Origin of the sequence: Paenibacillus oralis (assembly GCF_003863965.1) — a bacterium.
GTDB classification, from domain to species: domain Bacteria; phylum Bacillota; class Bacilli; order Paenibacillales; family Paenibacillaceae; genus Fontibacillus; species Fontibacillus oralis.
The window spans coordinates 3,610,536-3,623,163 of the sequence record NZ_RRCN01000001.1; the positions used below are offsets into that span (position 1 = coordinate 3,610,536).

The window sequence follows — 12,628 nt, forward strand, 5'->3', positions numbered from 1 at the left end:
TTTTAGAAAAATGAGGTCAAAAGGCGCTTTTTCCTGGCTGGGTGATCAAATAGGGGCAAAAAGTTCCGCTATTTTGCATACCTGGGGGAAAATCTCAAATATAGCGACACAAATTACCGCTATTTCCGGCAACGAGGCTGCCCCATCCATTCCCATTCCTTCTCCATGACAAGTCAATGGGCCGCGGTATAATCGTGGGGAAAAACTACCGCTAATCGCGGTCTGTCTTCTTAGATTTTACGCCGGTAGTTGTTTTTCTTATAATAGAAACAATCGCTATTTTTCAATGAAAGAGGGATCCACATTGTCGCAATCGGAATCGAACGGAACCGCCGGACAGCAAGTCGTTGATACGGAAGAACAGGAACGGATTGTCGCCCAAATCGCCAAGGAGCTAAGCTTGTCCTTGAAGCAGGTGCGCACGACGATCGGGCTGCTTGACGAAGGCAACACGATCCCGTTTATCGCCCGCTACCGCAAGGAAATGACGGGGGAACTGGATGAAAATCAGCTTCGCAATATCGAGGAACGCACGCAGTATCTCCGCAACTTGGAGGAACGGAAAAAGGAAGTCGTCCGAATCATTGACGAGCAGGGAAAACTGACGGACGAACTGGCAGCGGCGATCGCCCGGGCGGTGAAACTGCAGGAAGTGGAGGATTTGTATCGGCCGTACCGGCAGAAACGCAAGACGCGGGCCAGCGTTGCCAAGGAGAAAGGGCTGGAATCGCTGGCCGAATGGCTGTTGTCCCAGCCGAAACAGGGAGAGCCGCTGGCGGAAGCGGCCAAATACGTGAAGCCCGAAGCGGAGCACCCCGTGGAGTCGGCGGAGGAGGCGCTGCAGGGGGCGATGGATATCATCGCCGAGATTATCGCGGACGACGCCGCGATCCGGGCCTGGGTTCGCGCGCATACGATGGATCGCGGCCTGATGGTGTCCGAAGCCAAAACGCCGGACGAGGAATCCGTGTACGAGATGTATTACGACTATCGGGAGCCGGCAAAAAAAATGCCGTCCCACCGTATTTTGGCCATGAACCGCGGTGAGCGGGAAAACTTGCTTAAAGTAACGCTTGAGGTGGAAACGGAACCTATTCTTCGCCATATTGCCGGTAAAGTGATCAAAGGCCGTTCGGTTACGGAAGAAGTGCTGAAGACGGCGATCGAAGATGCGTACAAGCGTCTGATCGCCCCGTCGATCGAGCGGGAGGTCCGCGGAGAATTGACGGAGAAGGCGGAACGCCAGGCGATTTCCATCTTTGCCGCCAATTTGCGCAGCCTGCTGCTGCAGCCGCCGGTTCGCGGCAAAATCGTGCTTGGCGTTGACCCGGCGTACCGGACCGGCTGCAAGCTGGCCGTGGTGGACGATACCGGCAAGCTGCTGGAGGTCGCGGTGACTTATCCGACGCCGCCGAACAACAAGAAGCGGGAAGCGGCCGCCAAGTTCAACGAGCTGATCGGCAAATACGGCGTGGAGCTGATCGTGATCGGCAACGGTACGGCTTCCCGTGAAACGGAGCAGTTTGTGGCCGAGGTGATCGCCGAGCGGCGCGACCGGGAGCTGGCGTATTTGATCGTCAACGAGGCGGGGGCCAGCGTGTATTCCGCCTCCAAGCTCGCCCAGGAGGAGTTTCCCGATCTGGACGTCGCCGAGCGAAGCGCGGCATCGATCGCGCGGCGGCTGCAGGACCCGCTTGCCGAACTGGTCAAAATCGAGCCGAGGGCGATCGGCGTCGGGCAATATCAGCATGACGTCTCCCAGAAGCTGCTGGACGAAAGCCTCAAAAATGTCGTGGAATCGGCGGTTAACCATGTCGGGGTGGACGTCAACACGGCCTCGCCGGCGCTGCTGTCCTACGTTTCCGGGGTCAATGCCACGACGGCGAAAAACATCGTGAAGTTCCGCGAGGAAAACGGGCGCTTCCAAAACCGCAAGCAGCTGCAGAAGGTGCCGCGGCTCGGCGCCAAAACGTTCGAGCAGTGCGTCGGCTTTATGCGGATCAATGAAGGCAAAAATCCGCTCGACCAGACGCCGATTCACCCCGAGTCTTACGAGGTGGTAAACCGGCTGTTCGCGGAGCTTGGCGTCAGCCTCGATCAGCTTGGCTCCAAGGAGCTGGCGGAGCGGCTGTCCTCCCTTGATCCGCAGGAGCTGGCCGCCCGGCTGGACGTTGGCGTGCCGACGCTGCGCGATATTTTGGACAGCCTGCAGCGCCCGGGGCGGGACCCGCGCGAAGAGCTCCCGCTGCCGATTTTCCGCACCGACGTGCTGAAGATCGAGGATTTGACGCCGGGTATGGAATTGCAGGGCACCGTCCGCAATGTGATCGATTTCGGCGCTTTCGTCGACATCGGCATCAAAAACGACGGACTCGTGCACATCTCCCAGATGAGCAACGGGTACGTCAAGCATCCGATGGATGTCGTCTCCGTCGGGGACAATGTCACCGTGTGGGTGCTGAATGTGGATGTCAAAAAGGGCCGGGTCGGATTAACGATGCGCAAGCCGGCCGGTATAGAGGCTTAATCTTAAGCCTCCGTATGTATAAATGTTTAAAAGTGCCGGACGCTGATCCCCAGCGGCCCGGCGCTTTTTTTTGAAAGGAAAAATGACCGCTCGACGCGGCTTGTCATATTTGAAAGCACGTCGGCCTCTGGGGATGCCTTTGAATAGTTGTAGAAGATACAGCTATTGACCGGAAAGTGGAGCCGGGCCCTTGCTTAATTGCAAATCGTGCAATTAAATCTGCATAATTCGCAGGACTAGCGCGGAAGTTTGAATGTAGTTGTAGGAGATGCAATTAAAACGTGTTAACCCGCTTTTTTATTGCTATCTAATTGTACGTTTTGCAACTAATCGCCCAGAGCCAACAACTAAATCTAATAGGTGAAATGTTGTCATTGGATATATCCAATAGAATTGGAAGAACGCTGGTAAATACAGTCGCTTGATTGGATATTTTCCAATAGACGGTGCTCAGTGGGAGGCAAAACAGGCGGTTTGAGCAAAATCTATTGGATTTTTTCCAATGAGGATTCCAAATGGTGTTCGACTTCCGACAATCTATTGGATATTTCCAATGAGGGCGTGAATGCGACTCCGATATTTCTGGCTTTCAGGAGAGTATGTTGATCGCTTATCCTGCGCCTATTAAACCGCTACAGGCCAACGGACTGCTTCAGTTTGTCCGGGTCGCGGACAAGAATTATCTTCTTATTCACCTGGATCAATTCGCTGCACTGCAAATCCTGCATCACTTTGGTTACGGTCTCTCTGACGGTTCCGGACATATCGGCGAGCTGCTGGTGAGTGAGCTTGAAGGCGATGAGGAAACCTTCGGGTTTGCGCGTTCCATGCTGCTCGATCAGCCTCAGCAAGGTTCTGACGATCCGCGTCCGGGCATCAAACAGCGTTAAATCCATAATCACTTCGTTTGCTTTGCTCAGCCGGCTTAGGGCGGTCTCCAAAATTTTCAGGCAGATGAGCGGATTATGCATCAGCATGCATATGAAGTCCCGCCGTTTGAGAACATAGAGCACTGGCTTCTCAATTGCCCGGGCGGAAGCGGCACGATCCCGTACACTTTCCAGCAAAGCCATTTCTCCGAAAAAGTCCCCTTCGCTCAGCACGGAAAGAATGATTTCCCGGTTTTCGTCATTGCGATAAATATGGATGATGCCGGATTGAATCAAATACAGTTCGTCCCCTTCATCGGCCTCGTGAAAAACGATCGTTCCTTTATCGTATTCCCGCGTGATGAATAACGGGGCGATTTTGGCCAAATCGGCGTAAGTAAGATGCTCGAAAAAAGGAAAGCTCCGTATTAACTCCAATTCGTTCATCGCAACGCCTCCTATGCAAAAAATGCTTTAGTCCCGCCACCTATCACATTAATGAGAAATAATTCGCGAATGATCGACAATTTCCTTCAAATTTGAAAATACCACACAAGAAAACGCTTGCAACCCAAAACGGGTTGTGATATAAAAGGAATATAAATCTAAACGATTAAATTAATGTTTAACGGATCAAATCCGGGGGAGGGGAACATGTCCAATCCGAGCATCAAAGATATTGCCGCCAAAGCCAATGTATCCACGGCGACCGTCTCTTACGTGCTGAACGGAACGCGGAACGTCCGTCCCAAAACCCGCGAGCGGGTGCTGGCCGTGATCGAAGAGCTGAACTATAAGCCGAACGACATCGCCAAAAGCTTAAAGCGGCGGCGCACCGACACAATCGGCGTGATCGCCGAGGACGTCACCGTGTTCAACACGCCGGAGATTATCGACGGAATCAACGATTACGGCGACCGCCACGATTTGCATATCCTGCTGACGAACCTGCGGCTCGACAAACGGATCGGCCGGGATTTCGAGCATACGGACCAATACCGGAAATATGCGACAAGCGCGGTTTCCGAGCTGCTCAGCAAGCAGGTTGACGGGATCATTTACATCGGCGTGCATCCCCGGGATTTAACCGGATTGATCGACAGCGAAGGCAAACCGATCGTTTATACGTACGCCTATACTCAAAACGACATGGCTATCCAATACAATGACGAACAGGCTTCTTACGAAGCGATGTCCTACCTGGTTGGCAGGGGCCACCGGAGAATCGCCATCATCAGCGGACTGATGGATTCCATTCCATCCCGGCTGCGCCTTAACGGTTACTACAAGGCGGTGACCGAATTCGAGCTTCCTTTTGACCCGCTGCTGATTAAAATGGGGGACTGGGAGCGGGAATCCGGCTATCGCTTGACCCGGGAGCTGCTGTCCTTGCCCGAGCCGCCCACGGCAATCCTTGCAATGAACGACGTGATGGCGGTTGGCGTGCTGCAGGCTGCGAACGAAGCAGGGGTGAACATCCCGGCGGATTTGTCCGTCATCGGGTTCGACAACCGGGAGTTTAGCGATTATTTAAGCCCGCGGATTACGACTATGGATCTGCCGCTGCATGAAATGGGCTACCGCGCAATGGAAACGCTGCATGACGTGATCCGAGGAAAGCAGGTGGAGCGTCCGGAGATGCCGGTGTGCCGGCTGATTGAACGGGATTCCGTGGCGCCTCCGAAAGGCGGAAAGCTTTGACATGTAAACTTTAAAGCTGATTTTTTTGAACACATGCTTAACGGGAAACTTTCGCTATGAAAGTTTCTTTATCCAATAAAATCTAAACGTTTAGATTCCGACGCGGTGATACCTTGCGAATGGGGAGCCAAGGGCTTGCCCCGCAAGTTCACATATAACATCAACCATAAATCTTAAGGAGGGGTTCGTGTGAAAAAGAGCAAAAAATGGTTTGTCCTTGCCTTGGTCAGCGCGTTATGTCTCGGTCTGTTGTCCGCTTGCGGGGGTAAAAATGAAAGCGGTGCCAATACAGGTGGGGCGGCAGACGGCGGTGAAAACGGGGCAGAGCAAGTGACGCTGCGGTTTATGACCTGGGACTCCGGACAAACGCTGCAGCCTTATCAAAACGCGATCAACGCTTTTATGGAAAAGCATCCGAACATCAAGGTCAAGGTGGAATCCGTGCCGGACAACTACGACCAGAAGCTGCTGACTTCCCTTGCTTCCGAGACGGCGCCCGATGTGTTTATGGCTTGGAACTATCCGCTTTATGTTCCGGGAGGGGCGCTGGAGGATATGCAAACCTGGGTGGACAAAGACAACTACGATCTGAACAAATATTATCCGATCATTATGGATTACATGAAATATGACGGAAAACTGTGGGGGCTCCCGACGACCTACTCGACGCGGGCTATTTACTACAACAAAAAGCTGTTTGACGAAGCGGGCGTTCCTTATCCGCAGGACGGCTGGACCTGGGACGAGTTCGTTGATACGGTGCAAAAATTGACCAAACCGGGCCAATACGGCTTTATTATGACGCCGGACGACGTAATGACGATGCAGCCTTATTTCTGGAGCAACGGCGGGGATATGGTCAGCGATGACGGCAAAACGGTCGAAGGTGTGCTGAACAGCCCGGAAAATGTGAAGACGATGACATTCCTGAAGCAATTGTACGACGCCTCCTCCAAAATCAATTCAGCCGGCAAATTCAGCACCAACAACGGGCTGGAGTCTTTCCAAACCGGGCAGATCGCCATGTTTGACAACGGCATGTGGCCGCTGGGGGATATGCTGAAGGAAGGCAAGCTGGATATCGGGACCGTAACGCATCCGCTTCCCGAAGGCGGAAGCCTGAAAGGCATCATCCATACGTCGGGCTACTCCATGCCGAAATCCGGCAAAAACAAGGAAGCCGCCTGGGAACTGATCAAATTCATGTCAGGCGAGGAGGGCATCAAAATCATTACGGCCGACAAATTCGCTTTTTCGCCGGTCATTTCCGTGGATGAACAGAACGGTTACGCCAAAGATCCTTATTTGGAGTCCTTTACCAAGGAATTGGAAGGCACCGATAAGCTGATCGCCAGCATGCGCAGCGAGAAATGGAGCCAGGCGGAAGATATGATCCGCGCCGGGGTACAGGCCATTTTCTACGGCAACGCCGATATTCAGAAAACGCTGGATGACGCATCAAAGCAAGCGCAAGCGGTTTTACAGTAACGGAATTGCGGGGAGCGCTTCCGGCGTTTCCCGCGTTTCCCCAAACGAGGTGATGACAAAATGCAAGCAGCCGGCTCGGATGCCGCCATGTTGCGCCGTGCGGCCAGACGGAAAAGACGGCGCGAAAATTTCGCAGGTCTGTTTTTTATCTCTCCGTGGCTGATCGGATTCCTCCTGTTGATGTTTTTCCCGATGATGTTTTCGCTGGTTATTAGTTTTACCGAGTGGAATATGGTCGGCAGTCCTGAATTTATCGGGATTCAAAACTATGTGCAGATGTTTACGGCCGACCCTTTTTATTGGAATGCCATGACCGTCACGTTCAAGTATGTGTTTATCATGGTTCCGCTCCAGGTGATTTTTGCGATCCTTATCGCCGTGCTGCTGAACCGGGCTTCGTATGGCATCAAGCTGTTCAGGGCCGTTTTTTACTTGCCGTCCTTGATTCAAGGGGTTACTCTGGCGCTGATTTTCAGCTGGATGCTGAACGATGATTTCGGACCGGTCAATTACATGCTGGAGCTTGTCGGCCTGCCGCGGGTGCATTGGCTGACCGATCCGAATGTCGCCTTATACGCTCTGATCTTTATCGCGCTGTGGGGCGTTGGGTCGCCGATGGTGCTGTACCTGTCGGCCCTGCGTTCCGTTTCGTCGGAATATTACGAGGCCGCCGATATCGACGGCGCCGGTCCGATCCGCAAATTTTTCAACATTACGCTTCCGCTGATCACACCGACGATTCTGTTCAACATTCTCACCAGTCTGATCTCGGCTTTCCAGACGATCGTGCTCGCGTTCGTTCTAACCGGCGGCGGCCCGGCCAACTCGACCTATTTCTATTCCCTGCACGTGTACCGCAACGCTTTTACGCATTTCAAAATGGGGTACGCTTCCGCGATGGCGTGGGTGATGTTTGTTCTGATCGTGCTGCTGACCGGACTTATTCTCAAATCGTCGAAATATTGGGTGTACTATGAAGCCGATGGAGGTGGACACTGATGCACATACTGACGCGAAAAAAACGAATTCAGACGCTGCTGTTCCAAATTTTGATCCTGCTGCTTGCCGCGGCGTTCCTGTTTCCGATCGCCTGGATGTTGTCTACCGCGCTGAAAGCGCCGGAGGATATTTTTACGCCGAAGCCGGAGCTGATTCCCGATACGTGGCAGTTCCGCAATTTTGCCGATGCCTGGAACGCCCAGCCGTTTGGGCGGTTTTTGCTCAATACGCTGATCGTGGTGGGCGTTTCGACGCCGTTTGCCATGCTGTCCGCGACGATGGTCGCTTTCGGGTTCGCGCGGATTAATTTCTGGGGCCGGAACGCCCTGTTTCTGCTCGTCATCGGCACGATGGTGATTCCCTGGGACGTTACGGCGATTCCGCTTTATATTGAATACAACAAGCTGGGGATGATCAATACGCTGTGGCCGATGATTTTGCCGGGAGCGTTTGGTTCCGCGTTTTTCATTTTCCTGGCCCGGCAGTTTATTATGGGCGTGCCGCGCGATCTGGACGAAGCGGCGGAAATCGACGGCTGCAACCGCTGGCAGATCTACTGGAAAATTATCCTTCCGTTATGCCGGCCGATCGTCGTCGTTATCGGCGTATTCCATTTCGTATGGTGCTGGAACGAGTTTTTGACGCCGCTGATCTTTATCAACGACCAGAGCATGTATACGCTGCCGCTGGGGATCAACCTGTTCAAAAATGCGTTCAACATCGAATACGAGAAGCTGATGGCGATTTCCTGCCTGTCGGTGCTGTTTCCGGCCACACTGTTCTATTTTACGCAAAATTTGATTCTGGGGGGCATTTCGCTTAGCGGTGTTAAAAAATAACAAGCCGTCATGACGGAGGGTGGAGAAACATGACCATACTGAGCAATGCAAAGTTTAAACTGGCTTTTAACGGACGCGGCGCGGTAACGGCGCTGTTGATGAAAGAAGATCCTATTGCCATGAACTGGGTGGTGGATCCGGAGTATCTGGCCGAAGCGGGGTATGAGGATACGCTGGATAAACTGTTTGGGGAATGGACAGCGGTGGTGGACGGTCAGACGCTGGACAGTGCGGAATTGACGCCGGAAATTACGCGGGGAAGCGATAGCCGAATGCAGGTCCGGTTCAAGGCGGAGAAGTTGGAGGTCGGCCTGACCTATGTGCTGGAGGAGGAGCGCATTCGCTGGATCGTGGAGTGCAGAAACAGGGGGGACAAAAGCGTTCGGATCGAGGGGCTGCATATTTGGTTCTCGCTCGCCTACGTGATGTTCCGGGACGAAAACGTGCTGCGCAATATGCAGCAATCATGCGCGGTTTTCGCCCATTTGGGCGGCGATTTCGCCAAGTTTGCGGCGATCCGGCGCAGCGATGAAGCGCCTCATCTGGCGGTGTACGGGATGAAAGGGCGCACGGCGGCGTTTGGTTCGTTTTGCCGTTACGAGAATAAGTTCTTGGAGCAGGTTTCGCCCTCGCTGGACGGGGTGCTGTTTCACCGCCTGTCGCTGGTGGAGGACGGCGGCTCGATGCCGGAGTCGGCGGCGGCGGACTGGATTTATGGGGAAGCATATCATCCGGTCGTGTTGGAGGCCGGTCAGAATATGAGTTGGGAGTATGCCATCGCTTCCTGCGAGGGAAGGGATGATTTCTACCGGCAGGCGATGGCGTACGGCCACCCGCGCTGGAACTATACGCCGGTGCTGGTCCGGGGAGGAACATTTGAAGCGGAGCTGGAGCTTCCGGCGGGGGAGGGCGTGCGGGAAATTCGCGTGGTTTCTGCGGTTCCCGAAGCGGCTGGAAGCTTCCGTCGTCGCGAGGAAGCGGTGATAGAGCGGTTAGGTGCAGAGGAAGCGGAGGCGGAGCGGTTAGCTACGGGCGGAGAGGAAGCGATGACGGACCGGTTAGCTGCAGAGGAAGCGGTGAGAGAGCGGTTTGCCGCGGACGGCGTACACGGGGAGGTGCTGCGCTTAGCTTTACGGCGGGAGGAGGCCGGTGAACATAAGCTGGAGCTGACGCTGGATGACGGGCGCAAGGATGTGCTGGTGTGGAACGTGCTGGAGCCGATCGACCGCATTTTGGAGAAGCGGGCCGAATGGCTGTGCCGGAACAATTATGATCCCGCGGGGACAGCGGGCCGGCCGCATGCTTTTTTGCCTTTGTCCAACCAGGGCGAATCGTTGGGCAAGCTGGCTTTTTTGCTGATGAAAAACAGCCTGGCGGCGCCGGTCCCGGAGCAGGTGGCGATGGCGGAAGCCTCGGCGGTGTTGGACATGAAAAACCATTGGTTCGAGGGCGGCGATTTCTCCCGGCCGCGCGTTTTGTACGGGACGTTTTACCGGATTTTCGATCTGGATTATATCGCCCATGTGTTTTATTTGCTCTCCCGAATGGACGCGGCGCTGCTGAAGCTCCATCCGCCGCAAACGTACCTGCGGTGGGCCGCCGAAGTTTTGTGCGTACGGCTGGATCCGGACTGCCATGAGGGGCAGCGGGAAAAAAACGAGACGGGCTTAAACGGCGTGTTCATTATGTACGTTCAAGACCTGCTGGCGGATTTGGCGGCTTGCGGCCTGACCGGGGAGCATCGCCGTTTGCGGGAGCTGTGGGAAGCGTTCGGAAGCCGCTTAAAGCGGAATGTCCGCCAGTTTGCCGGGGCCGTCACCGAGCATTTTTACGACAATGCGGGGTTCGGTCCGACCTGCGAAACGCTGCTGCGCGTCGGCTTGACCGGCGAGGGGGAGCAGTATGCACGGCTGATTTTGGCCAATATCGGCTTCAGCAACGATTACCGGGCGCAAAATCCGGACCGCTGGTGGGAAGCGTTGTCTTATATGATTCACTCCCTGTGGGGCGGTTTGGTCGCGGCTTCGGCGCGGACAGCTTACGAGCATTTGGGCGGCCCGCAGTATCTGGAAGCGGCATACCGGGCCAGCATGGCCGTCTTCAACTGCTACGACTGGAACGTGGTGTCGACGCCGCGCCGCCTGCAGCCGGGCGAAGCCGCGTCGACCTACAGCGTCGCCGCCCCCAATCTGAACATGCCGTCCTTGTCGCGCAACCGGTTCGGCCAATCGGTGTTCCGGGGCGCAAGCGACCCGTTGTTCGCGCGCCTGTTTGCGAATGCCGCGGGCGACGATTGGGACATGGGCGAGGAGCTGGTGGCGTATCTGCTCGGATTCGGTACGACCGCTTATTTGTACCGCGATGGTCAGGGGCGGCTCCGCTGCGCGAACGGCTGTTTGACGCGGGACGGGGATGAGGATGGGGATGGCTGGCTTATCACCAGTTACGCCGCTTACCCGCGGCAAATCGTGATGCAGGAGGAAGGGCTGGTGCTGCGGGCGCAGCCGGGCGAGGCGCTTCGGCAGGCGCGGTATAGCGATGGAAAGCTGGTGCCGTTGTTGTGAGCGGGAAGGGTTGCCTAGGTTCAAGGCAGGTAGCAGATTACCCATGGGCCGAAATAACGTTCTGATTGAAAATATCCAATAGAATTGGAAATTTAGTGGAAAATTCATTAGCTTGATTGGATATTTTCCAATAGATTAGTCTCGGCAGGGGCAAAACAGGTGATTTGATTGAAATCTGTTGGATAATTGCAATGAGAGCTCCCAATTACGTTCGATGTCTGCCAATCTATTGGATTTTTTCCAATGAGAGGTGGAGGACGGATAGGTCGGAGCTCAGGCGTATGGCAAGTGAACGCTTAAATGAAGCAGCCGTCCCCAATCCGTCATAAGCGGAGGGACGGCTTTTTTCCAGCGATTACTGCATACTGCTCGTTTCGCCTTGGCTGTTCCGGCGGCTGTAGTAAAAAAACCAACAATCGTTCAGCAGCCGAATTTGACGGCGGTCTCTTTTGTTAAAGGCACGCATGATCTGATTGCTGAGCCAGTTAGGCAAGCGTATCTCCTCCTCCGGCAATCACCTTGGTATGTTTAGACTATGGGGCGAATCCCCAAGATGTGCACGTCCCTCCGGAAGAGGAAGCGAAAATCACGGCTTTTGATCACGAAGCGGAATGCAAGGAAGCGTACTCGGCATCAAACCTCGATTTCAGTTTGCGCCTTCTTCCTCGTACCATTGCTCGAGTTGGGCCTGGAGGGCGCGGATTTCGGTCAGCAGTGAAATCAGCGGATAATTTTCTTCCCGGATGGAAGAAAAGGAAGCCTCCAGTTCATTGATATAATCCAGTCCGCTCGTAATCCGCAGCGATTCCTGCAATAGATCCAACCGGTCGCATTCGGCAATCGCACACGGCAGCGCCGGAACCTCCTCAGCCGTTAATTTGTCGATCTCCTTATTTAACCGCAAATTCAATGCGCTGAGCTGATAAGCATAGTCAGCCGGCATTTCCACGAATTTCAGTTCCTGGCCTTGCTTTAAAATCACGTATCTCATCATGGACATCGCTCATGATCTCCTTTTCTATTAACCTACTTGACAGTGTAGCGTAATAGGAAGTTAAAATTCAAGTAGAAGTCCAAGCCGGTTTTCCGGTGACGGCAACCCGCCGGGACGCGAGCAACAAGAAAGGAGAACCCGATGAACAACGACCAATTGCAAGCCTGGATAGAGCAAATCTCACTCCGTGATTTCGGCGTTCCTTTTCGCCACCAGGCCCGGTTTAACAGCCGGCTGCGTACGACCGGAGGGCGTTATTTTACGAAAACCCATGACATCGAAATCAATCCGTCGCAGCTCGCCGTTCATGGGCAGGAGGAAGTCGAGAAGATCATCAAGCACGAGCTTTGCCACTATCATTTGCATTTGTCGGGACAAGGTTACCAGCACCGAGACCCGGAATTTAAGGCCCTGTTAAAAAAAGTCGGAGGCAGCCGGTTCTGCAACGCTTTGCCCGGAAATAAACAAAGAAAAACTTTACCCCACCGCTTCAAGCTGGTCTGCGCCCAGTGCGGCATGGAGTATCTCCGCAAACGCCGCGTGGATCCGGACCGGTACCGCTGCGGAAAATGCGCCGGCCGGCTGCGCCTGATCACGCTCCCAGGCAAATAAGCGGAACCTGTGGTATACTTTGATCATAAAGCGAA

The 12,628-nt window shown here is 54.4% G+C and carries 10 protein-coding genes; 7 read left to right on the forward strand and 3 right to left on the reverse strand.

Going from position 1 to position 12,628, the window contains the following annotated elements; genetic code table 11:
• Positions 1–286: 286 nt before the first annotated feature.
• The gene (locus EHV15_RS16165; protein ID WP_128632106.1) at positions 287–2,527 is read left to right on the forward strand and encodes a Tex family protein; all 2,241 of its coding nucleotides are present in this window, start codon (positions 287–289) and stop codon (positions 2,525–2,527) included.
• 632 nt (positions 2,528–3,159) lie between these two features.
• Here EHV15_RS16165 and EHV15_RS16170 read toward each other — a convergent pair.
• Positions 3,160–3,843 (reverse strand): Crp/Fnr family transcriptional regulator, encoded by a 684-nt coding sequence (locus EHV15_RS16170; RefSeq protein ID WP_128632107.1) that lies wholly within the window; start codon positions 3,841–3,843, stop codon positions 3,160–3,162.
• Positions 3,844–4,050: 207 nt separating this feature from the next.
• On the opposite strand from EHV15_RS16170, the gene EHV15_RS16175 reads away from it, so the two are divergent.
• The 5 genes from EHV15_RS16175 (at position 4,051) to EHV15_RS16195 (ending at position 10,987) form a co-directional block, all read left to right on the forward strand.
• Positions 4,051–5,097, forward strand: a complete 1,047-nt coding sequence (locus EHV15_RS16175; protein WP_128632108.1) for a LacI family DNA-binding transcriptional regulator — start codon at positions 4,051–4,053, stop codon at positions 5,095–5,097.
• Between the two features lie 189 nt (positions 5,098–5,286).
• Positions 5,287–6,585 (forward strand): ABC transporter substrate-binding protein, encoded by a 1,299-nt coding sequence (locus EHV15_RS16180; RefSeq protein ID WP_128632109.1) that lies wholly within the window; start codon positions 5,287–5,289, stop codon positions 6,583–6,585.
• A 60-nt stretch (positions 6,586–6,645) separates the two neighbouring features.
• Positions 6,646–7,584: a carbohydrate ABC transporter permease gene (locus tag EHV15_RS16185; RefSeq protein ID WP_128632110.1), complete on the forward strand. Its 939-nt coding sequence runs from the start codon at positions 6,646–6,648 to the stop codon at positions 7,582–7,584.
• A complete protein-coding gene (locus tag EHV15_RS16190) occupies positions 7,584–8,423 on the forward strand; it encodes a carbohydrate ABC transporter permease (protein ID WP_128632111.1) in 840 nt (279 codons plus the stop codon). The genes EHV15_RS16185 and EHV15_RS16190 overlap by 1 nt, the downstream gene beginning before the upstream one ends.
• Before the next feature lie 29 nt (positions 8,424–8,452).
• On the forward strand, positions 8,453–10,987 hold the full coding sequence (locus EHV15_RS16195) for a hypothetical protein (RefSeq protein WP_128632112.1): 2,535 nt from the start codon (positions 8,453–8,455) through the stop codon (positions 10,985–10,987).
• A 355-nt stretch (positions 10,988–11,342) separates the two neighbouring features.
• Here EHV15_RS16195 and cmpA read toward each other — a convergent pair whose 3' ends face one another.
• Both cmpA and EHV15_RS16205 read right to left on the reverse strand, forming a co-directional pair.
• Positions 11,343–11,480, reverse strand: coding sequence for a cortex morphogenetic protein CmpA (gene cmpA / locus EHV15_RS16200; RefSeq protein ID WP_115311231.1), 138 nt, complete (start codon positions 11,478–11,480; stop codon positions 11,343–11,345).
• Positions 11,481–11,633: 153 nt separating this feature from the next.
• Entirely contained in the window at positions 11,634–11,987 is a 354-nt protein-coding gene (locus tag EHV15_RS16205; protein WP_128632113.1) for a hydrolase/acyltransferase, read from the reverse strand.
• Between the two features lie 135 nt (positions 11,988–12,122).
• Here EHV15_RS16205 and EHV15_RS16210 point away from each other — a divergent pair, with 135 nt between their 5' ends.
• The gene (locus EHV15_RS16210) at positions 12,123–12,593 is read left to right on the forward strand and encodes a SprT family protein (RefSeq protein ID WP_128632114.1); all 471 of its coding nucleotides are present in this window, start codon (positions 12,123–12,125) and stop codon (positions 12,591–12,593) included.
• Positions 12,594–12,628: the final 35 nt, after the last annotated feature.

Excerpts from the sequence above, each read along its gene's own strand:
- EHV15_RS16165 (WP_128632106.1), top strand. The coding sequence starts at position 287 with ATGAAAGAGGGATCCACATTGTCGCAATCGGAATCGAACGGAACCGCC.
- EHV15_RS16170 (WP_128632107.1), bottom strand. The coding sequence starts at position 3,843 with ATGAACGAATTGGAGTTAATACGGAGCTTTCCTTTTTTCGAGCATCTT.
- EHV15_RS16175 (WP_128632108.1), top strand. The coding sequence starts at position 4,051 with ATGTCCAATCCGAGCATCAAAGATATTGCCGCCAAAGCCAATGTATCC.
- EHV15_RS16185 (WP_128632110.1), top strand. The coding sequence starts at position 6,646 with ATGCAAGCAGCCGGCTCGGATGCCGCCATGTTGCGCCGTGCGGCCAGA.
- EHV15_RS16190 (WP_128632111.1), top strand. The coding sequence starts at position 7,584 with ATGCACATACTGACGCGAAAAAAACGAATTCAGACGCTGCTGTTCCAA.
- EHV15_RS16195 (WP_128632112.1), top strand. The coding sequence starts at position 8,453 with ATGACCATACTGAGCAATGCAAAGTTTAAACTGGCTTTTAACGGACGC.
- EHV15_RS16205 (WP_128632113.1), bottom strand. The coding sequence starts at position 11,987 with ATGTCCATGATGAGATACGTGATTTTAAAGCAAGGCCAGGAACTGAAA.
- EHV15_RS16210 (WP_128632114.1), top strand. The coding sequence starts at position 12,123 with ATGAACAACGACCAATTGCAAGCCTGGATAGAGCAAATCTCACTCCGT.